The organism is Burkholderia sp. BCC0398 (assembly GCF_902833245.1).
Lineage (GTDB): Bacteria > Pseudomonadota > Gammaproteobacteria > Burkholderiales > Burkholderiaceae > Burkholderia > Burkholderia sola.
In genome coordinates this window covers 38,129-58,597 of sequence record NZ_CADFEM010000013.1, presented here as the reverse complement: position 1 = coordinate 58,597, position 20,469 = coordinate 38,129, and the positions used below count along the sequence as shown (strand labels likewise).

20 protein-coding genes are annotated in these 20,469 nt (G+C 67.2%); 10 read left to right on the top strand and 10 right to left on the bottom strand.

What is annotated here, in order from left to right; translation table 11 throughout:
- Window positions 1-10: 10 nt before the first annotated feature.
- The 8 genes from HWX76_RS26270 to kdsD form a co-directional block, all read right to left on the bottom strand.
- Window positions 11-523, bottom strand: coding sequence for a PTS sugar transporter subunit IIA (locus HWX76_RS26270; protein WP_027806888.1), 513 nt, complete (start codon window positions 521-523; stop codon window positions 11-13).
- A gap of 194 nt (window positions 524-717) precedes the next feature.
- Window positions 718-1,077 carry a ribosome-associated translation inhibitor RaiA gene (gene raiA, locus HWX76_RS26265; RefSeq protein WP_006477786.1) on the bottom strand — a complete coding sequence of 120 codons (360 nt, stop codon included), beginning with the start codon at window positions 1,075-1,077 and terminating at the stop codon, window positions 718-720.
- A gap of 159 nt (window positions 1,078-1,236) precedes the next feature.
- Window positions 1,237-2,742 carry an RNA polymerase factor sigma-54 gene (locus tag HWX76_RS26260; RefSeq protein WP_089488830.1) on the bottom strand — a complete coding sequence of 502 codons (1,506 nt, stop codon included), beginning with the start codon at window positions 2,740-2,742 and terminating at the stop codon, window positions 1,237-1,239.
- A 172-nt stretch (window positions 2,743-2,914) separates the two neighbouring features.
- Window positions 2,915-3,691 carry an LPS export ABC transporter ATP-binding protein gene (gene lptB, locus HWX76_RS26255; RefSeq protein ID WP_050014881.1) on the bottom strand — a complete coding sequence of 259 codons (777 nt, stop codon included), beginning with the start codon at window positions 3,689-3,691 and terminating at the stop codon, window positions 2,915-2,917.
- Window positions 3,688-4,353: a lipopolysaccharide transport periplasmic protein LptA gene (gene lptA, locus HWX76_RS26250; RefSeq protein ID WP_050014883.1), complete on the bottom strand. Its 666-nt coding sequence runs from the start codon at window positions 4,351-4,353 to the stop codon at window positions 3,688-3,690. Before lptA ends, lptB begins: the two co-directional genes overlap by 4 nt.
- A 20-nt stretch (window positions 4,354-4,373) precedes the next feature.
- Window positions 4,374-4,988 carry an LPS export ABC transporter periplasmic protein LptC gene (gene lptC, locus HWX76_RS26245; RefSeq protein WP_012329238.1) on the bottom strand — a complete coding sequence of 205 codons (615 nt, stop codon included), beginning with the start codon at window positions 4,986-4,988 and terminating at the stop codon, window positions 4,374-4,376.
- Between the two features lie 3 nt (window positions 4,989-4,991).
- Window positions 4,992-5,528: an HAD family hydrolase gene (locus HWX76_RS26240; RefSeq protein ID WP_050014885.1), complete on the bottom strand. Its 537-nt coding sequence runs from the start codon at window positions 5,526-5,528 to the stop codon at window positions 4,992-4,994.
- The gene (kdsD, locus tag HWX76_RS26235; protein ID WP_089488829.1) at window positions 5,528-6,511 is read right to left on the bottom strand and encodes an arabinose 5-phosphate isomerase KdsD; all 984 of its coding nucleotides are present in this window, start codon (window positions 6,509-6,511) and stop codon (window positions 5,528-5,530) included. Before kdsD ends, HWX76_RS26240 begins: the two co-directional genes overlap by 1 nt.
- A 126-nt stretch (window positions 6,512-6,637) precedes the next feature.
- Between kdsD and HWX76_RS26230 the strand changes: the two genes are divergently transcribed.
- From HWX76_RS26230 to purU, 5 genes are all read left to right on the top strand, one after another.
- Complete coding sequence (locus HWX76_RS26230; RefSeq protein WP_050014889.1) at window positions 6,638-8,644, top strand: monovalent cation:proton antiporter family protein; 2,007 nt, start codon at window positions 6,638-6,640, stop codon at window positions 8,642-8,644.
- A 77-nt stretch (window positions 8,645-8,721) separates the two neighbouring features.
- Window positions 8,722-9,288 (top strand): adenine phosphoribosyltransferase, encoded by a 567-nt coding sequence (locus HWX76_RS26225; RefSeq protein WP_050014891.1) that lies wholly within the window; start codon window positions 8,722-8,724, stop codon window positions 9,286-9,288.
- Between the two features lie 78 nt (window positions 9,289-9,366).
- Window positions 9,367-9,981 (top strand): LysE family translocator, encoded by a 615-nt coding sequence (locus HWX76_RS26220; protein ID WP_050014892.1) that lies wholly within the window; start codon window positions 9,367-9,369, stop codon window positions 9,979-9,981.
- Window positions 9,982-9,986: 5 nt separating this feature from the next.
- The gene (locus HWX76_RS26215; RefSeq protein ID WP_050014894.1) at window positions 9,987-10,853 is read left to right on the top strand and encodes a DUF4743 domain-containing protein; all 867 of its coding nucleotides are present in this window, start codon (window positions 9,987-9,989) and stop codon (window positions 10,851-10,853) included.
- 80 nt (window positions 10,854-10,933) lie between these two features.
- On the top strand, window positions 10,934-11,818 hold the full coding sequence (gene purU / locus HWX76_RS26210) for a formyltetrahydrofolate deformylase (RefSeq protein ID WP_050014896.1): 885 nt from the start codon (window positions 10,934-10,936) through the stop codon (window positions 11,816-11,818).
- Between the two features lie 93 nt (window positions 11,819-11,911).
- On the opposite strand, the gene HWX76_RS26205 is transcribed toward purU, so the two are convergent.
- Entirely contained in the window at window positions 11,912-12,994 is a 1,083-nt protein-coding gene (locus HWX76_RS26205; protein ID WP_050014898.1) for a hypothetical protein, read from the bottom strand.
- A 239-nt stretch (window positions 12,995-13,233) separates the two neighbouring features.
- Window positions 13,234-16,119, bottom strand: a complete 2,886-nt coding sequence (gene uvrA / locus HWX76_RS26200; RefSeq protein WP_124593407.1) for an excinuclease ABC subunit UvrA — start codon at window positions 16,117-16,119, stop codon at window positions 13,234-13,236.
- A 263-nt stretch (window positions 16,120-16,382) separates the two neighbouring features.
- Between uvrA and HWX76_RS26195 the strand changes: the two genes are divergently transcribed.
- The 5 genes from HWX76_RS26195 (at window position 16,383) to HWX76_RS26175 (ending at window position 20,363) form a co-directional block, all read left to right on the top strand.
- The gene (locus tag HWX76_RS26195) at window positions 16,383-17,570 is read left to right on the top strand and encodes an MFS transporter (protein WP_021162585.1); all 1,188 of its coding nucleotides are present in this window, start codon (window positions 16,383-16,385) and stop codon (window positions 17,568-17,570) included.
- A gap of 100 nt (window positions 17,571-17,670) precedes the next feature.
- On the top strand, window positions 17,671-18,222 hold the full coding sequence (locus tag HWX76_RS26190) for a single-stranded DNA-binding protein (protein WP_050014902.1): 552 nt from the start codon (window positions 17,671-17,673) through the stop codon (window positions 18,220-18,222).
- Window positions 18,223-18,344: 122 nt separating this feature from the next.
- On the top strand, window positions 18,345-18,875 hold the full coding sequence (gene mug, locus HWX76_RS26185) for a G/U mismatch-specific DNA glycosylase (protein WP_050014903.1): 531 nt from the start codon (window positions 18,345-18,347) through the stop codon (window positions 18,873-18,875).
- Window positions 18,862-19,485, top strand: a complete 624-nt coding sequence (locus HWX76_RS26180) for a DNA-3-methyladenine glycosylase (RefSeq protein WP_050014905.1) — start codon at window positions 18,862-18,864, stop codon at window positions 19,483-19,485. Before mug ends, HWX76_RS26180 begins: the two co-directional genes overlap by 14 nt.
- Before the next feature lie 113 nt (window positions 19,486-19,598).
- Window positions 19,599-20,363 (top strand): ParA family protein, encoded by a 765-nt coding sequence (locus tag HWX76_RS26175; protein WP_050014907.1) that lies wholly within the window; start codon window positions 19,599-19,601, stop codon window positions 20,361-20,363.
- Window positions 20,364-20,469 lie beyond the last annotated feature (106 nt).

Here is a 20,469-nt window from a genome sequence, read left to right as displayed (position 1 = left end):
CCGGAACAACTCAAGGTTGCCACTGAGTGAGCAGGCGATGCAACTCGGCGATATCCGTTTCGTTGTGCAGACGCTCGCGCGCGTCGCGATCGGACAGCAGTTGCGCGATTTCCGACAGGATCTCGAGGTGCTGCTGGGTGGCTTGCTCGGGGACGAGCAGGAAGATCAGGAGGCCGACAGGCTGGCCGTCGGGCGCTTCGAACGGGATCGCATCGGCGAGGCGGACGAACGCGGCGAGCGGATGCTTGAGGCCCTTGATGCGGCCGTGCGGAATCGCGACACCTTCGCCGAGCCCGGTCGAACCGAGGCGCTCGCGCGCGAACAGGTTGTCCGTGACGGTGCTGCGACCGATGCCGTTCTGATTCTCGAACATCAGCCCGGCTTGTTCGAAGACGCGTTTCTTGCTGGTGACCGAGAGGTCGATGACGACGTTCTCTATGGGCAGGATTTTGGCTAGGCGATTCATGTTGGCAGGCGATTGGGCGGCCTGGGGTCTCCTTGCGGCGGCGGACTGATTTTCCATGTTCGGCGATATCAAGGCATGTGGCATGGCAACCTGCAACGCCGCTACCGCATCCAACACCCCCCGGCGATAACCGGAACATTATAGAGCACAGCCGCGTGCGTGGCGCAGCACGGACGGACCGGTTGCACCTGTGCTCGGCGTGGCAAAAAAAACGCCCGGCGAACCGGGCGGCGTGCGTGTTGCGGTGACGGTTATTGCGGCGGCAGTTCGATCTGGTCGATCGACGGCTGCAGCTTGATCGGATCGTGCGCATGCGTTTGCAGGCGCTCCATGTGCTTGACGACCTGGCGATCCAGCTTGTCGATCAACAGATCGATCGCGGCATACAGGTTGCCGTTCGCGCTTTCGACGAAGATGTCCTTGCCCTTCAGGTGCAGGTTGATTTCCGCGCGCTGCTGCTTGTCCTTTTCCTTGTGGTTGTCGACCGAGAGGATCACAGTGCCATCGATCACCTGATCGCTATGCCGTAGCACCCGGTCCAGCTTGGTGATCACGTATTCGCGAATGGCAGGCGTGACTTCGAGATGATGTCCACTGATCTTCAGGTTCATAGTGCTTCTCCAAGCGAGTGACCACCCGGCCGCATCGAGGCGGCGCTCCGGTCGACTTGCCCGTGCCGCACGAAGGCGGCGTATCGCGGACAGGTCGCCCGGCCTGTTCCCCGTGTGCGCGGTGGTCGGGACACGCCTGCCGCCGGGCAGGCAGCAGGCTTAAAGAGACTTGCGCAGATTCACTGCCGGGATCTTGAGGGCTTCGCGATATTTCGCAACCGTGCGGCGCGCGACCACGAAACCCTGTTCTGCCAGCAGCTCGGCAATGCGGCTGTCCGAAAGTGGCGATTTTGGGTCTTCAGCTCCTATCAGTTGCTTGATGAGGGCTCGGATGGCGGTCGACGACGCGGCGCCACCGGTGTCGGTCGAGACGTGAGATCCGAAGAAGTACTTAAATTCAAGCGTCCCGAACGGGGTCAGCATGTACTTCCCGGTTGTCACACGGCTGACAGTCGACTCGTGTAGGCCCAGCGTATCAGCTATTTCCCGCAAAACCAAGGGGCGCATGGCAATTTCACCGTGCGCAAAGAAGTTCTTTTGACGCTCGACAATAGCCTGCGCGACACGCAGGATCGTGTCGAATCGCTGCTGGATATTCTTGATCAGCCAGCGCGCTTCCTGGAGCTGCTGTTTCAGCGATCCGGCCGACGGATCGCCGCGGCTGTTGCGCAGGATGTTCGCGTACAGGTTGTTGATCCGCAGGCGCGGCACGACCTCCGGATTGAGCTCCGCGAGCCAGCCCTGGCCGGCCTTCTTCACGATGATGTCGGGCACGACGTAGTCGGCCTCGGCCTTGCCGTACGCGGCGCCGGGGAACGGCTCCAGCGAGCGGATCAGCGCGTGCGCGTCGCGCAGCGCATCGTCGCTCGCCTTCAGGTGCTTGCGCAACCGGGTGAAGTCGCGTGCGGCGAGCAGTTCGAGATGCTGCGACACGATCTCGAGCGCGAGCGTGCGCGTGGGGGACGGATCGAGGCGCAGCAGCTGCAGCTTCAGGCATTCGGACGCCGAGCGCGCGCCGACGCCGGCCGGGTCGAAGCTGTGCAGCAGCGCGAGCGCCGCGTTCAGTTCGTCGCAGTCGATTTCCAGTTCGGGCGGCAGGTCGGCGAGCACTTCGTCGAGCGTGGCGGTCAGGTAGCCGTCGTCGTCGAGCGATTCGATCAGGAACATCACGAGCGCGCGATCGCGCGGGCCGGCTTGCGTGACGCGCAATTGCGCGGCGAGGTGGTCGCGCAGCGACGTCGCGGCTTCCTGCACCTGCAGCGGCGGCAGGTCGTCGTCGTCGGACGCGCCGCTCGAGCGGCCGTATTCGTCGAGGTTCCACTGCGGGCCGTCGTTGCCGTCGCCGGACCCGTAACCGTCGTATTCGTCGGCGCCGGCCGGCTCGTCGCGCTCGGCGCGGTCGCTGGACGTGCTGCTGCCGTTCGTCGCGGCCGGCTCGGTGTTCTGTGCGGGCGGCGTCTGCGCGATCAGCGATCCGTCCGCCGCGACGCGCAGCGGGCTGGCGATCCATTCGTCGTCGTTCTCGAGCAGCGGATTCTGCGCGACGGCCATCGCGACTTCCTGCTGCAATTCGAGCGTCGACAACTGCAGGAGCCGGATCGACTGCTGCAGCTGAGGCGTCAGCGCAAGATGTTGCGACAGGCGGAGTTGAAGGCTGGCTTTCATGGCAAGGAGGGAGTCATACCGGCAGTTTGCCACGACCCAGGCGCATTGAGCCATCCGCGATTACGCGCGGCGCGCCGCCCGGCCGCGGGCAGGGCCGCGGGCGTGGATGCAAAGCGGGGCGCAGCCCCGCGCGGCGATGCCGGGCGGGGTGCAGCCAGCCACGAGGAGGACGTTACATGCGGAAGTGTTCGCCGAGGTACACGCGGCGCACGCTTTCGTTTTCGATGATTTCGCTCGGCGCGCCGGCGGCCAGCACCGACCCGTCGCTGATGATGTACGCGTGGTCGCAGATGCCGAGCGTTTCGCGGACGTTGTGGTCCGTGATCAGCACGCCGATGTTGCGCTGCTTCAGGAACTTGACGATCTTCTGGATCTCGAGCACCGCGATCGGGTCGACGCCGGCGAACGGTTCGTCGAGCAGGATGAAGTTCGGGTTGGTCGCGAGCGCGCGTGCGATTTCGACGCGGCGCCGTTCGCCGCCCGACAGCGACAGCGCGGGGTTCTCGCGCAGGTGGCCGATCTGCAGCTCGTCGAGCAGCGCTTCGGTGCGCGACGAAATCGCGTCCTTCGACAGGCGCTTGCCGTCTTCGCCGTACTGCAGCTCGAGCACCGCGCGGATGTTTTCCTCGACGGTCAGCTTGCGGAACACGGACGCTTCCTGCGGCAGGTACGACAGGCCGAGCGATGCGCGCTTGTGGATCGGCAGCAGGCCGATCGAGCTGCCGTTCAGCGAGATCTCGCCCGCGTCCGTCGGCACGAGGCCGACGATCATGTAGAACGACGTGGTCTTGCCGGCGCCGTTCGGGCCGAGCAGGCCGACGACTTCGCCGCTCTTCACGTCGAGCGACACGTCCTTCACGACCGTGCGCGAGCCATAGCGCTTCTTCAGGTTGCGGACGACGAGCGAACTCGTCGTGCCGGCCGGCTGGCGGTTCGGAAGCGCGTTCATTGGCCCGGTGCTCCCTGGATCGTGGTCGACGGCGACAGCTTGGCCGGCGCGCCGTTCAGCGGCGCGGGGCCGCCGTTCTTCGGCGACAGCATCGCGCGCACGCGGCCGTTCGGGTTGCCCGGCGCCGCGACGTCCTTGCCGCCCTTCGCGGTGTAGAAGTCGCGCTGGCCGTCGTACGTGATCACGCTGCCGTGCACGGTGTCGGCGACCGTCGACGTGCCCTGCAGGCGGCGCACGGTCGCGGCGGTGGTCAGCGTGGTCAGGTCCTGCTTGCCGTCGTAGTCGATGCGCTCGGCGTCGCCGTCGATGTATTCGTCGAGGCCTTCGCGCTTCTGGCGGAACGTCGCGTGCTTCTTGCCGCTGCCGAACGACGTCGCGTACTGATAGCCTTCCGGGTCCTGGCGCACTTCGACGCGATCGCCCTTGATGATGATCGTGCCCTTCGTGATCACGACGTTGCCGGTCGCGACCGTGACCTGCTTCAGGTCGTCGTAGGTCAGGTTGTCGGCCTCGACGTTGATCGGCTTGTTCTGGTCGGCCTTCTCGGCATGGGCGAGCGGCGCCAGCCCGACGAGCGGGAGCGCCACGAGCGTCGCGGCGAGCGCGGCGCGGACGGCGCGCGCAGCGCCGCCGGAAATCAGTCGAGGGAACGGTTCGTTCATGCAGTCACGTGAGGGATGCGTCACTTGGGTTGACCTTTCGAGCCGCCGGACGTGTCCGCCGCGGCAATCGTGCCGCGCACGTTGCCGTAAAGCTCGATGACCCGGGTGACGTTGTTGTACTTCATGCCGTCGGTCGCGTTGACGAGCGACAGGCCGCGCTGAAGTTTAACCGGCTTTTCGGTCTGGATCACATCGTCATTGACGAAGATCCGGAAATGCTGCGAATCGGCCTGCATCTGCGGATCGCCGCCGCCGGCCGCGCGCAGGATGCGTGCATCGTCGTACAAATCGACGATCGACACGTCGCCGTTGACGGTGCCGCGCTTCGCGGTGGTCGTCACGACCGGCTTGCCGGGCTGGAACGCGCGCATGGCCGGATCGGTCAGGTCGCTGCCTTCCGTGTCTTCGTAATGAACCAGCTTCGCGGCCGTCAGCCGGTACTGGGTCGTGCCGGTCTGGTCGAGCTCGGTGACCGAGAAGTTGTCCGCGAAATAGTCGGGCGTGTGGCGTTTCGGCTGCGCGACGCCCTCGCCGGGCGGCGGCAGCGTGGCCTGCAGCAGCCACCAGGTGACGCCCGCGAGCGCAGCGACCGCGGCGAGCGGCAGCATCTGGGTCCAGCGGAAATGCGTGCTCATCGGTCAGGCTCCGCAGGCGGCGGCGAGCAGCGCGTCGTAGCGGCGCTGCGCGCGCAGGATCGCATCGCAGACCTCGCGCACGGCGCCGTGGCCGCCGCGGGCCTCGGCGACCCAGTGCGCGCGGGCGATCACCTCGGGGTGCGCGTTCGCGGGGGCCGTCGCGAAGCCGCAGCGCAGCAGCACCGGCAGGTCGGGCCAGTCGTCGCCCATGTAGCCGCATGCGTCGGCCGTCAGGCCGAGCGACGCGATCAGGTCGGCGAACACGGCGAGCTTGTTCTCGACGCCCTGGAACAGGTGCGCGATCTTCATTTCCTTCGCGCGCGCCGCGACGATCTCCGAGCGGCGGCCCGTGATGATCGCGGTCGCGATGCCGGCTTCGCCGAGCAGCTTCACGCCGTGGCCGTCGAGCGAATTGAACGACTTCATCGCGTCGCCGGCCGCGGTAAACAGCAGGCCGCCGTCGGTCAGCACGCCGTCGACGTCGAAAATCATCAGCTTCACGCGGCTCGCGCGTTCGGCCGCAGTCAGCGCTGCGCTCATCAGATCACCTTCTTCGAAAACAGGTCGTGCATGTTCAGCGCGCCGATCAGCGCGCCGTCGGCATCGACGACCAGCATCTGGTTGATCCGGTGGCGCTCCATCAGTTCCACGGCCTCGACGGCCAGATGATCCGGCGCGATCGTGCGCGGGTTGCGCGTCATCACTTCGGTGATCGGCAGCGTGCGGAAGTCGCCGTCGCGGGCGAGCACGCGGCGCAGGTCGCCGTCGGTGAAGATGCCGGCGACCTTGCCGTCGGCGTCGACCACGGCCGTCATGCCGAGGCGCTTCGCGGTGATCTGGAACAGCGCGTCCGACAGCGTCGCATCGAGCCCGACGGACGGGACGTCGTCGCCCGAGCGCATCACGTCGCGTACGTAGGTGAGCAGGCGCCGGCCGAGCGCGCCGCCCGGATGCGAGCGCGCGAAATCTTCCGAACCGAAGCCGCGCGCGTCGAGCACGGCGACGGCGAGTGCGTCGCCGAGCGCGAGCGCGGCGGTCGTGCTCGCGGTGGGCGCGAGGTTCAGCGGGCACGCTTCCTTCGACACCGCGGCGTTCAGGTGCACGTCGGCGAGCGTGCCGAGGCTCGACCCCGCGCGGCCCGTGATCGCGATCAGCTTCGCGCCGATCCGCTTCACGAGCGGCAGGATCGCGACGAGTTCTTCCGATTCGCCGGAATAGGAGATGCCGATGAAGACGTCGTCGGAGGTGACCATCCCGAGGTCGCCGTGGCTGGCCTCGGCAGGGTGGACAAAGAAGGCCGGCGTACCGGTGCTGGCCAGCGTGGCTGCGATCTTGCGGGCGATATGCCCCGATTTGCCGATCCCGGAGACCACGACGCGGCCGCGGCAGCCGAGCAGCAGCGCCACGGCCTCGACGAAGCCGCCGTCGAGCTGGTCGCGCAGCGCGCGCACGGCGTCCGCCTCGATGTCGAGCACGTCGCGGGCGAGCGCGAGCGCCCGATCATCATTGATTTTCGCTATCATGCGCGGAGTATAGCAAAGGCGTTTGTTCGCCGCGCCGCGCCTTCGGACTCGTCCGAAGCAGCCTGTCCACCGCCACCACCCCGCGCCCGCATTGCCGTGGCCCCGACGAACGAGGACGCTTCGCCCGTGATTTCCCCGCTCGAAATGACCCTGCTGCTGCTGCTGGCCTCGGTGGTGGGCGTCGTCGTATTCCGCTCGTTGAACCTGCCGCCGATGCTCGGCTACCTGACCGTCGGCATCCTGGTCGGCCCGCACGCGCTTGGCATCACGGCGGATCTCGAACGGGCCGAGCACCTCGCGGAATTCGGCGTGGTGTTCCTGATGTTCTCGATCGGCCTCGAATTCTCGCTGGCGAAGCTGAGGTCGATGCAGCGGCTCGTGTTCGGGCTCGGGCTGCTGCAGGTCGTCGCGACGCTGGTACTCGCGCTCGCGCTCGGCGCGCTGTTCGAGCGCTGGGAGCATCTCACATGGCAGGGCAGCATCGCGCTCGGCGGCGCGCTCGCGATGTCGTCGACGGCGATCGTGTCGAAGATGCTTGCCGAGCGGCTCGAGATCGAGACCGAGCACGGCCGCAACATCTTCGGCGTGCTGCTGTTCCAGGATCTCGCGGTCGTGCCGCTGCTGATCGTGATCGCCGCGTTCGGCGCCGAATCGTCGAAGGACCTCGCGCTCACGCTCGGCGTCGCGGCGGTCAAGATCGTGATCGCGCTCGCGCTGCTGCTCGTCATCGGCCAGCGCTTCATGACGCGCTGGCTCAACGTCGTCGCGCGGCGCCGCTCGCAGGAGCTGTTCGTGCTGAACCTGCTGCTCGTCACGCTGGGCGCCGCGTTCATCACCGACAAGTTCGGCCTGTCGCTCGCGCTCGGCGCGTTCATCGCGGGGATGCTCATTTCCGAGACGCCGTTCCGCCATCAGGTGGAGGAGGACATCAAGCCGTTCCGCGACGTGCTGCTCGGCCTGTTCTTCGTGACGACGGGGATGCTGCTCGATCCGCGCGTGATCTGGGAGCATCCGTTGATCGTGCTCGGCTTCTTCGTCGGGCAGATCCTGTTCAAGGCGACGATGATCGCCGGGCTCGCGCGGCTGTTCGGCGCGACGCCGGGCGTCGCGATGCGCACGGGGATCGGCCTCGCGCAGGCCGGCGAATTCGGCTTCGTGCTGCTGAACCTGATCCTCGACCGGCATCTCGTCGATTCGACGCTGCTGCAGGCGATCCTCGCATCGATGCTGCTGTCGATGCTCGCCGCGCCGTTCCTGATTCAGAACGCCGACCGCATCGTGATGCGGCTGTCGTCGACCGAATGGATGCAGCAGTCGCTGCAGATGACGCGGATCGCGACGCAAAGCCTGAAGCAGCGCGGCCACGTGATCATCTGCGGCTACGGTCGTGCCGGGCAGAACCTCGCGCGCATGCTCGAGCAGGAAGGTATTTCGTACGTCGCGCTCGACCTCGACCCTGATCGCGTGAGCGCGGCCGCGACGGCCGGCGAATCGGTCGTGTTTGGCGACGCCGCGCGCCGTGAATCGCTGCTCGCGGCCGGTATCCATCGGGCGGCGGCCGTCGCGATCACCTACGCGAATACGCCGTCCGCGCTGCGCGTGCTGCATCACGTGCACGAGCTGGAGCCGACGCTGCCGGCGATCGTGCGCACCGTCGACGACGCCGATCTCGAGAAGCTGCTCGCGGCCGGCGCGACCGAGGTGATTCCGGAAATCGTCGAGGGCAGCCTGATGCTCGCGTCGCACACGCTGGTGCTGGTCGGCGTGCCGATGCGCAAGGTCGTGCGGCGCGTCGAGGAGATGCGCGACGAGCGCTACAGCCTGCTGCGCGGCTATTTCCGCGGCGCGGACGATGCGGACGACGACGACCACGAGCAGGTGCGGCTACAATCGGTGCCGGTCGATGCGCGTGCGGACGCAGTCGGGCGTTCGCTGGAAGAACTCGGGCTGTACGCGCTCGGGCTGGAAGTCACGGCGATCCGCCGGCACGGCATCCGCGGCGTCGAACCCGATCCGCAGACCAAGCTGCGCGCGAGCGACATCGTGGTGCTGCGCGGGCTGCCCGAGGCACTCGCGCTCGCGGAGGAGCGGTTGTCGCGCCATCGGCGCGATCCGCCGGCCGCGGCCGCATGAGCCGCGATTCACAACCTGACCCGTATTGATCAGAAACGGTGCCCGATCTTCGCGCACCGTTTTTTTCGGAGAGTTTCATGCCGCATTCGTCGTCGGGCGCACCGCTCGATCCGGTCGCCTTCATCCACAGCCAGATCCGCACGGTGCCCGACTGGCCGCAGCCGGGCGTGCAGTTCCGCGACATCACGACGCTGCTGCAGAGCCCGAAGGCGCTGCGCATCCTGGTCGACCTGTTCGTCGAACGCTATGTCGACGCGAAGCTCGACTACGTCGCGGGCCTCGACGCGCGCGGCTTCATCATCGCGCCGATCGTCGCGTACGAGCTGAGCGTCGGCTTCGTGCCGATCCGCAAGGTCGGCAAGCTGCCGTACAAGACGCGCTCGGAATCGTACGACCTCGAATACGGCAGCGCGACGGTCGAGATCCACGTAGATGCGTGCAAGCCCGGCGACCGCGTGATCATCATGGACGACCTGATCGCGACCGGCGGCACGATGATGGCGGGGCGCAACCTGCTGCAGCGGCTCGGCGCGGTGGTCGTCGAAGGCGCGGCGATCATCGACCTGCCCGATCTCGGCGGCTCGACGCTGCTGCGCGACGCCGGACTGCCGGTCTATACCGTTACCGAATTCGCCGGCCACTGAACGCCGGTCCGCTCCCGGGGCCAGCCGCGCCGGCTTGCCCCGGTTCACGCTTGGTTCACCTTCCGCAGCGAGGTCACGATGCCCAACTTCATGCTGTTTCTCGCCACGTCGGTCGCGATCACGTTCGCGCCGGGTCCCGACAACCTGCAGGTGCTCGCACGCGGCATCTCGCAGGGCCGCGCGGCCGGCTTCGTCGCCGCGCTCGGCTTCACGGCCGGGATCCTGTTCCACACGACGCTCGCGGCGCTCGGCGTCGCGGCCGTGCTGCGTTCGTCGCCGGTCGCGTTCCAGATCCTGAAGCTCGCGGGCGCCGCGTACCTCGTGTGGATCGGCATCAAGGCGCTGCGCAGCCAGGGCCTCGCGAACGCGCATGCGCGCCCGCCGCAGCCGCTCGCCACGATCTTCCGGCAGAGCGTGATCGGCAACCTGATGAACCCGAAGGTCACGCTGTTCTTCGTCGTGTTCCTGCCGCAGTTCGTCGATCCGCACGGCGCGCAAAGCGTGACGCTGCAGATGTTCGAGCTCGGCGCGCTGTTCATGCTGCAGACGGCCGCCGTTTTCTCGCTGTTCGGCGTCGGCGCGGGCATGATCGGCGCGTGGCTGAAGCGCCGCCCGAAGGCCGGCGTGTGGCTCGACCGGATCGCCGGCGCGACGTTCATCGCGATCGGCATCCGCGTCGCGCTGAAGGACTGAGCGCGATGACGTTTCCGTGCATCGCGGCCGCGCGCCGCTTCGATCCGGCCGCGCACCTGCGTTTCGAGATCGCCGGCCAGGCGGTCGGCTGGGTGCGCCGCCAGGACGTCGCGAAGCTCGCGCGCTGGCCCGACGTGTTCGAGCTGACCGCCGAGCGGGTCGTGCTGTCGGCGCGCTACGATTCGGTCGACGCGCGCAGCATGGCGCTGGCCAGCGCGATCGGCGCGCTCGCCGCCGAAGGCGCGATTCCCGGCTGGCGCGACGAGATCTACGCGATCCGCAACCGCTTCGACGATCCGCCGCTCGCGTACATCGAGCGCGCCGCGTCGCGCTTCTTCGGCACGCAGACCTATGCGGTGCACGTGAACGGCATCGTAGAATATGTGGTTACGCCGGGCGAGCCGCCTGCGGCGGCCGCGCCGAAGATGTGGCTCGGCCGTCGCAGCGAGACCAAGGCGACCGACCCCGGCATGCTCGACAACGTCGTCGCCGGCGGGATCGGCTGGGGGCTCGGCGTTCACGAGACGCTCGCGAAGGAATGCTGGGAAGAAGCCGGGATTCCGGCCGACCTGGCGGCGCGCGCGATCGCGGGCCGTGCGGTGCAGGTGCTGAACTCGCTGCCGGAAGGCACGCAGTCGGAACTGATCTTCGTGTACGACCTGCCGCTGCCGCACGACTTCGCGCCGCGCAACCAGGACGGCGAAGTGGCCGAGCACCTGCTGGCCGGGGTTCCCGAGGTGATCGGCTGGCTGCGCGAAGGCCGCGCGACGATGGATGCGAGCCTCGCGACGCTCGACACGCTGCTGCGCCACCGCTGGATTGCAGCGGTCGACGCGGCCGGCATCGACGCGCTGTTCGTGCCGGGCGCGTGACGCGCGCTGCGCGCTGCGCGCGCAGCCGGGCGGCGCAAGCGGGCAATTTGACGAATACGGAAACAATGGGAGTAGCGGTCATGCCGACCGATCACAGCTTTATCTTGAAACTGTCGTGCCCCGACCGGCACGGCATCGTCCATGCGGTCTCGGGCTTCCTGTTCGAGCGCAGCAACAACATCCTCGATTCCGCGCAGTTCGGCGACAGCCGCACCAGCGAGTTCTTCATGCGCGTGCACTTCGAGCAGGACGGCGGCGGCGAGGATGCCGCGTCGGCGCTCGACACGCTTCGCAAGGAATTCGCGCCGCTCGCCGAACAGTTCTCGATGCGCTGGGAGCTGCACGATGCGGCCGTGAAGCCGCGCGTCGTGATCATGGTGTCGAAGATCGGCCACTGCCTGAACGACCTGCTGTTCCGCTATCGCACCGGCCAGTTGCCGATCGAGATTCCGGCGATCGTGTCGAATCACAAGGAGTTCTACCAGCTCGCGGCGAGCTACAACATTCCGTTCCATCACTTCCCGCTGATCGGCGGTTCGTCCGATGCCGCGAAGGCCGCGCAGGAAGCGCGCGTGCTGGAAGTGATCGACGAGCACCAGGCCGATCTGGTCGTGCTCGCGCGCTACATGCAGATCCTGTCGCCGAACATGTGCGCGCAACTCGCCGGGCGCGCGATCAACATCCACCATTCGTTCCTGCCGAGCTTCAAGGGCGCGAAGCCTTACTACCAGGCGTTCGACCGCGGCGTGAAGCTGATCGGCGCGACCGCGCACTACGTGACGACCGATCTCGACGAAGGCCCGATCATCGAGCAGGAAGTCGAGCGCGTCGACCACAGCATGACGCCCGACCAGTTGACCGCGATCGGCCGCGACGTCGAGTGCGTGACGCTCGCGCGGGCGGTGAAGTGGCACGTGGAGCACCGGATCGTGCTGAACGGGACGAAGACGGTCGTGTTCCGCTGATCCGTCGGCCGCGAAAGGCCGGCTGCGCAAGCGAAAACGCCGCGCCCTTCACGGGGCGCGGCGTTTTTGTTTGCCGTGCGCGAGCGGGCGGCTTCAGATCAGCCGCAGCAGGTACAGCTCGCGTTTCAGGTACGCATAGAAGATCGGCGCGGCGACCACGCCCGGCAGCCCGAACGCGGCTTCCATGATCAGCATCGCGAGCAGCAGCTCCCATGCGCGCGACTCGATCTGGCCGCCGATGATCTTCGCGTTCAGGAAGTATTCGAGCTTGTGGATGACCACGAGGAACGCGAGCGACGCGATCGCGGTGCCCATGCTGACCGACAGCGACACCGCGACGATCAGCGTGTTCGAGATCAGGTTGCCGATCACGGGCAGCAGGCCGACGATGAACGTGACGAGCACGAGGGTTTTCGACAGCGGCAGCCGCTGATGGAAGATCGGCAGCGCGACGAGCAGGTAGATGCCGGTGAATGCCGCGTTGATCGCCGAGATCTTGATCTGCGCGAACACGATGCGGCGGAACGCGTCGGCGAAGCGCGACACGCGCGTGACGAGCGCGGTGGACAGCGGCCGGCGCACCTTGCCCTGCTCGACGCCGATCGCGATCATCGCGCCGATGATCATCCCGAACAGCACGTGGCCGAAGCCGCGCGCGACGCTCTTGCCGCTTTGCTGGAGCTGGTCCATGTGCGAGTGCATCAGCACGGCCGCCTTCGTCTTCATCTGCTCGACGTCGACGGGCAGTAGATTGGCGATCCAGGCCGGCGTGCGTGCGCGGGTCTGCTCGACGATCTGCATCAGCTGGCCGAGCAGGCTCTGCAGGTTCGGCACCGTGTGCTCGAAATGCTCGATGATCGCGAGCGTCAGGCCGGTGAGCGCGCCGACGATCGCGATCGACAGCAGCACGACCGCGACCCAGCGCGCGCGCATGCTGGTGGTATGGCGCTCGATCACGGGTGCGATCGTGTGGATCAGCTGATAGACGAGCAGGCCGGCCAGCATCCCGCCGAGCAGCTTGAGCTCGAGGACGAGCCACATCATGACGAGCGCGAAGAGATAGCTGCCGATCTCGAGCGCCGACAGCTTCGGCAGGCTCAAGTCGCTCGTCAGCCGCACGCTGCGCAGGTGCGGCTCGCGGTTCTGCGTGTCGCGCGACTCTTGTTGCTTCTCCATCGTGGATTCCTGTTGTCCCTGTGTCGTGCCGCGGAGCACGCGGCAGAGCGCGGGTCGCCCGGCGCCGCACCGGATTGGTGCGGATGGCGAACCTTACGGCCGTAAAGTATAGCTGCCATTATGGGCCGCAAACGGGCGGTTTGGCGCGTGGTGGAAACGCAGAAGGGAAAACGAGGGGGCGCGGCCGCCGTCGACGCGCGCGCGGCCGGGCGGCCGCGCGCGGGAAGGGCGGAACGGCGTCAGCCGGCCGCGACTTTGCGGGTCGGACGCTTGAGCAGCGGCGCGAGGTACTTGCCGGTGAAGCTCGCCTTGGTCTTCGCGACCTGCTCGGGCGTGCCCTGCGCGATGATCTGGCCGCCGCCGGCGCCGCCTTCGGGGCCGAGGTCGATCACCCAGTCGGCCGTCTTGATCACGTCGAGGTTGTGCTCGATGATCACGACCGTGTTGCCCTGGTCGCGCAGCCGGTGGATCACTTCGAGCAGCAGTGCGATGTCGTGGAAGTGCAGGCCGGTGGTCGGCTCGTCGAGGATGTACAGCGTGCGGCCGGTGTCGCGCTTCGACAGCTCCAGCGACAGCTTCACGCGCTGCGCCTCGCCGCCCGACAGCGTCGTGGCCGACTGGCCGAGGCGGATGTAGCCGAGGCCGACGTCGAGCAGCGTCTTCAGCTTGCGCGCGATGACCGGCACCGCGCTGAAGAACGCGTACGCGTGCTCGACCGTCATGTCGAGCACTTCGCTGATGTTCTTGCCCTTGTACTGCACTTCGAGCGTTTCGCGGTTGTAGCGCTTGCCGTGGCACACGTCGCACGGCACGTACACGTCCGGCAAAAAGTGCATCTCGACCTTCAGCACGCCGTCGCCCTGGCACGATTCGCAGCGGCCGCCCTTCACGTTGAACGAGAAGCGGCCCGGATCGTAGCCGCGCTCCTTCGACGTCGGCACGCCCGAGAACAGCTCGCGGATCGGCGTGAACAGGCCCGTGTACGTGGCCGGGTTCGAGCGCGGCGTACGGCCGATCGGCGACTGGTCGACGTTGATCACCTTGTCGAAGTGCTCGAGGCCCTCGATCGCCTCGTGCGCCGCCGGCTCGGCCGACGAGCCGTACAGGTGGCGCGCGACTGCGTGATACAGCGTGTCGTTGATCAGCGTCGACTTGCCGGAGCCCGACACGCCGGTGATGCAGGTCAAGAGGCCGACCGGTAGCTCGAGATCGACGTGCTTCAGGTTGTTGCCGTGCGCGTCGACGATGCGCAGCATCCGCTCGGGGTCGGGCGACATGCGCTCGTCCGGATACTCGATCACGCGCTTGCCGACGAGGTACTGGCCGGTCAGCGACTGCGGGTTCGACTGCACCTGCTTCGGCGTGCCTTCGGCCACCACGACGCCGCCGTGCTCGCCCGCGCCCGGGCCCATGTCGACGACGTAGTCGGCCGTGCGGATCATGTCCTCGTCGTGCTCGACGACGATTACCGAGTTGCCGAGGTCGCGCAGATGCTTGAGCGTCGCGATCAGACGGTCGTTGTCGCGCTGGTGCAGGCCGATCGACGGCTCGTCGAGCACGTACATCACGCCGGTGAGGCCCGAGCCGATCTGCGACGCGAGCCGGATGCGCTGCGCCTCGCCGCCCGACAAGGTCTCGGCGCTGCGCTCGAGCGACAGGTAGTCGAGGCCGACGTTGTTCAGGAAGGTCAGGCGCGCGACGATTTCCTTGATCACCTTGTCGGCGATCTCGCGCTTCGCGCCGTCGAGCGTCAGCCCGTCGAAATAGCCGAGCGCGTCGCGCAGCGGCCAGCCGCTGATTTCATAGATGCCGCGGGCATGGTCGCCGGTGCCGATCCGCACGTGGCGCGCCTCGCGGCGCAGGCGCGTGCCGTCGCACGACGGGCACGGCTGGTTGTTCTGGTACTTCGACAGCTCTTCGCGCACCGCGACCGAATCGGTCTCGCGATAGCGGCGTTCGAGGTTCGGGATGATCCCTTCGAACACGTGCTCGCGGATCGTCGTGCGGCCGCGCTCGTTGATGTACGAGAACGGGATCGTCTGCTTGCCCGAGCCGAACAGCAGCACCTTGCGGATCTTTTCGGGCAGATCCTCGAACGCGGCGTCGATGTCGAATTCGTAGAACGCCGCGAGGCTCTGCAGCATCTGGAAGTAGAACTGGTTGCGGCGGTCCCAGCCCTTCACCGCACCGGCGGCCAGCGACAGCGACGGGTGCGCGACGACCCGCTTCGGGTCGAAGAACGTGATCTGGCCGAGGCCGTCGCATTCCGGGCACGCGCCCATCGGGTTGTTGAACGAGAACAGGCGCGGCTCGAGCTCCTGCAGCGAGTACGAGCAGATCGGGCACGCAAACTTCGAGCTGAACAGGTGTTCGCGGTCGGTATCCATCTCGAGCGCGATCGCGCGGCCGTCGGCGAGGCGCAGCGCCGTCTCGAACGATTCGGCGAGCCGCTGCTTCATGTCCGGACGCACCTTCAGGCGATCGACGACGACGTCGATCGTGTGCTTGTCGTTCTTCTTCAGCTTCGGCAGCGACTCGACCTCGTAGATCTTCGCGACGCCTTCGTTCGCGGCGCCGCCGCCCGAGCGCACGCGAAAGCGCACGAAGCCCTGCGCCTGCATCTCCTCGAACAGCTCGGCGTGCTCGCCCTTGCGGTTCGCGACGACGGGCGCGAGGATCATCAGCTTGGTTTCCTCGGGCAGCGCGAGCGCCGCGTCGACCATCTGCGACACGCTCTGCGCCTCGAGCGGGATGTCGTGGTCGGGGCAGTACGGCGTGCCGACCCGTGCGTACAAAAGTCGCAGGTAGTCGTGGATTTCCGTGACCGTGCCGACGGTCGAACGCGGGTTGTGGGACGTTGCCTTCTGCTCGATCGAGATCGCCGGCGACAGCCCCTCGATCAGGTCGACGTCGGGCTTCTCCATCAGCTGCAGGAACTGGCGGGCGTACGCGGACAGGCTTTCCACGTAGCGGCGCTGGCCCTCGGCATAAAGGGTGTCGAACGCGAGCGACGACTTGCCCGACCCGGACAACCCGGTAATCACGACCAGCTTGTGGCGCGGCAGGTCGAGATTGACGTTTTTCAGGTTGTGGGTGCGTGCCCCACGGATACGGATCTGTTCCATGAACCTGGCGAAAATGGAGGGAACCAAACCTGCTACTATAACGGCTTTTCGAGACCGTCGTTTACGGCCCCCAGCCTTTACAGCAGGTGGCAGCAAGGCGACACCTGCGCCGGGAAAAGCGGTCGCGCCGCACGTTCCGCGCGGCCCGCAGGCCGCCTGCATCCGGCCCCGACGTGTCGTCCGAAAGGCCGCCAGGCCGCCGGTCCTGATCTTCCGCCGCCCGCCGCCGGGCGGACATTCCGATCATTCGAAATTCATTCCCGATGTCCAATCCGTCTGCCACGTCTTCCCGCATGACTGCGCCCGAACTGCGCGCGACCACGTCGCTCGCGGCGATCTTCGCGTTGCGCATGCTCGGCCTGTTCATGATCATGCCGGTGTTCTCGGTCTACGCGAAAACCATCCCGGGCGGCGACAACGTGCTGCTCGTCGGGATCGCGCTCGGGGCCTACGGCGTCACGCAGTCGCTGTTCTATATCTTCTACGGCTGGGCGTCCGACAAGTTCGGCCGCAAGCCGGTGATCGCCACCGGCCTCGTGATCTTCGCGCTCGGCAGCTTCGTCGCCGCGTTCGCGCACGACATCACGTGGATCATCGTCGGCCGCGTGATCCAGGGGATGGGCGCCGTGTCGTCGGCGGTGCTCGCGTTCATCGCCGACCTGACCTCCGAGCAGAACCGCACGAAGGCGATGGCGATGGTCGGCGGCTCGATCGGCGTGTCGTTCGCGGTCGCGATCGTCGGCGCGCCGATCGTGTTCCACTGGGTCGGGATGAGCGGGCTGTTCGCGATCGTCGGCGTGCTGTCGATCCTCGCGATCGGCGTCGTGCTGTGGATCGTGCCCGACGCGGCGAAGCCCGTGCACGTGCCCGCGCCGTTCGCCGAGGTGCTGCACAACGTCGAGCTGCTGCGCCTGAACTTCGGCGTGCTGGTGCTGCATGCGACGCAGACGGCGCTGTTCCTCGTCGTGCCGCGCCTCCTGGTGGACGGCGGGCTGCCGGTCGCCGCGCACTGGAAGGTCTACCTGCCGGTGATGGGGCTCGCGTTCGTGATGATGGTGCCGGCGATCATCGTCGCGGAAAAACGGGGCAAGATGAAGCCGGTGCTGCTCGGCGGCATTCTGGCTATCCTGATCGGCCAATTGTTGCTCGGCAGCGCACCGCATACCATTCTGATTGTGGCGGCGATCCTGTTCGTGTACTTCCTCGGGTTCAACATCCTGGAAGCGTCGCAGCCGTCGCTCGTGTCGAAGCTCGCGCCGGGTTCGCGCAAGGGCGCGGCCACGGGTGTCTACAACACCACGCAGTCGATCGGGCTCGCGCTCGGCGGCATCGTGGGCGGCTGGCTGCTGAAGCACGGCGGCGCGAACACGGTGTTTTATACGTGCTCGGGGCTCGTTGCCGCGTGGCTTATAATCGCGGCCAGCATGAAAGCGCCGCCGCGCAAGGCCTGAATCTTGTTTCGGGCAGGCATCGGCCGCGCGCCGGCCTGTCCGGCGGGCCGTTCCGGCGATACGCGCGGGCGGCCCGGCATCGAATTTACTGGAGAAACACATGGCATCCGTCAACAAGGTCATCCTCGTCGGCAATCTCGGCGCCGATCCTGAAGTCCGTTACCTGCCGAGCGGCGACGCGGTTGCGAACATCCGTCTCGCGACGACCGACCGCTACAAGGACAAGGCAAGCGGCGATTTCAAGGAAATGACCGAGTGGCATCGCGTCGCGTTCTTCGGCCGTCTGGCGGAGATCGTCAGCGAATACCTGAAGAAGGGGTCGTCGGTCTATATCGAAGGCCGCATCCGTACGCGCAAGTGGCAGGGCCAGGACGGCCAGGACCGTTACTCGACCGAAATCGTCGCCGAACAGATGCAGATGCTCGGCGGCCGCGGCGGTTCGGGCGGCGGCGGTGGCAGCGGTGACGAAGGCGGTTATGGCGGCGGCTACGGTGGTGGTGGCGGCGGTCGCGGCGAGCAGGCAGAGCGTGGTGGCGGCGGTGGCCGTGCCGGCGGCGCAGCGCGCGGTGGTGCGGGTGGCGGCGGCCAGAGCCGTCCGAGCGCGCCGGCAGGCGGCGGCTTCGACGAGATGGACGACGATATTCCGTTCTGATCGCCGGTCGCACCCTCGCATCACGATGGGCCCGAACGTCCGAGTCAAGCCAGTCGCTTGGCCCGGGTTTTCGGGCCTTGCTTCGTTTACGTCGTGCCTGCACGCCGCTCTCCGGATCAAACGTGGCTGACGCACTCGCCGACCTCATCGCACCCCATCTCGACGTCCTGTTCTGCGGGATCAATCCCGGCCTGCTCGCGGCCGCGACCGGCCATCACTTCGCGGGGCGAAACAACCGCTTCTGGCGCGTGATCCATCTCGCGGGCTTCACGCCGACGGAACTTTCGCCGCAGGACGATCGCGCGATACTCGGTTACGGCTGCGGGCTGACGGCCGTGGTGTCGCGGCCGACCGCGAGCGCCGATCAACTGTCGCGCGCGGAATTCGCGGCCGCGGGCGCCGGGTTCGAGCAGAAGGTCGCGCAGCATGCGCCGCGCTTCGTCGCGTTTCTCGGCAAGGCCGCGTATTCGGCGCTGTCGGGGCAACGCGAGGTCGCGTGGGGATTGCAGCCGGCCCGCATCGGGCATGCACGCGTGTGGGTGCTGCCGAACCCCAGCGGCAGAAACCTCGCATTCGGGCTCGACGATCTGGTCGACGCGTATCGCGAGCTTCATCTCGCGGCGATGACGGAGCGGCACGATGCGACGCGGTAAGCCGCCGGCGCCATGGCCGGGCGCCATCGTCCCGCGCGCATTCTTCAACCGCATGGCCACCGAGGTGGCGCCGCAATTGCTCAACAAGATCCTCGCGTCCGCGGACGGCCGGGCCGGCCGCATCGTCGAAGTGGAAGCGTATGCGGGCGCGCTCGATCCGGCCGCGCACACCTATCGCGGCAAGACGCCGCGCAACGCGACGATGTTCGGGCCGCCCGGGCACTTCTACGTGTATTTCACGTACGGGATGCACTGGTGCTGCAACTGCGTGTGCGGCCCGGACGGTGCGGGAACGGGCGTGCTGATCCGTGCGCTGGAGCCGCTGCACGGGCTCGACCAGATGCGGGCGGCGCGGCCGCCGCGCACGCGCGATCGCGACCTGTGCCGCGGGCCGGCCCGGCTGACGCAGGCGATGGGGATCGGCGGCGCGCAGGATGGCGTCGACCTGGTCGGCGCGCGCGACGGGTTCGCGATCGTCGACGACGGGATGGCGCCGCCCGCCGATCTGGCGGGCGGGCCGCGCATCGGCATTCGCGTCGGCCAGGATCTGCCGTGGCGGTGGAGCGTGCCCGGCAACCGGTACGTGTCGGGCGCCGTGCCGCGCGTCTGACACATCGCGCGTCCAAGTCGCGTACTCGTCGCGTCCAATTCGACCTGCGTCACGCGGTCGCCATTATTGATCGGCTAAGCTGGCCGTTTCGACGTTTCGATCGAGGAGGCACCATGCGGCGGGTCGTATTCAACCAGAAGGGCGGCGTGGGCAAGTCGACGATCGTCTGCAACCTCGCGGCGATCAGCGCGAGCGAAGGGTTGCGCACGCTCGTCATCGATCTCGATGCGCAGGCGAACTCGACGCGCTACCTGCTCGGCGACGCCGCGGACGATGCGCAACCGGGCGTCGCCGGCTTCTTCGAAACCGCGCTGACCTTCAACTTCCGTCCGGTCGACGTCGCGTCGTTCATTCACGCGACCCCGTTCGACGGGCTCGACGTGATGCCCGCGCATCCGGATCTCGACACGCTGCACGGCAAGCTCGAATCGCGCTACAAGATCTATAAGCTGCGCGACGCGCTGAACGAACTCGACATGTACGACGCCGTGTACATCGACACGCCGCCCGCGCTGAATTTCTATACGCGCTCGGCGCTGATCGCGGTCGAGCGCTGCCTGATCCCGTTCGACTGCGACGATTTCTCGCGCCGCGCGCTGTACACGCTGCTCGAGAACGTGAAGGAAATCCAGCAGGACCACAACGCGGCGCTCGAGGTAGAAGGGATCGTCATCAACCAGTTCCAGCCGCGCGCGAGCCTGCCGCAACGGCTGGTCGACGAGCTCGTCGACGAAGGGCTGCCGGTGCTCGCGTCGCGGTTGTCCGCCTCGGTGAAGATCCGCGAATCGCATCAGCAGTCGACGCCGGTGATCCATCTCGAGCCGGCGCACAAGCTCGCGCAGGAGTTCCGCGCGCTGCATCGCGAACTGGCCGGCTGATCCCGCGCGCGACCGCATCGACCGAGGCCGCTTCGAGCGGCCTTTTTTGTCGCGACCGGCCATTCATCCGATTATTGATTTCGTCATTAATAATCAAGAAAACGAT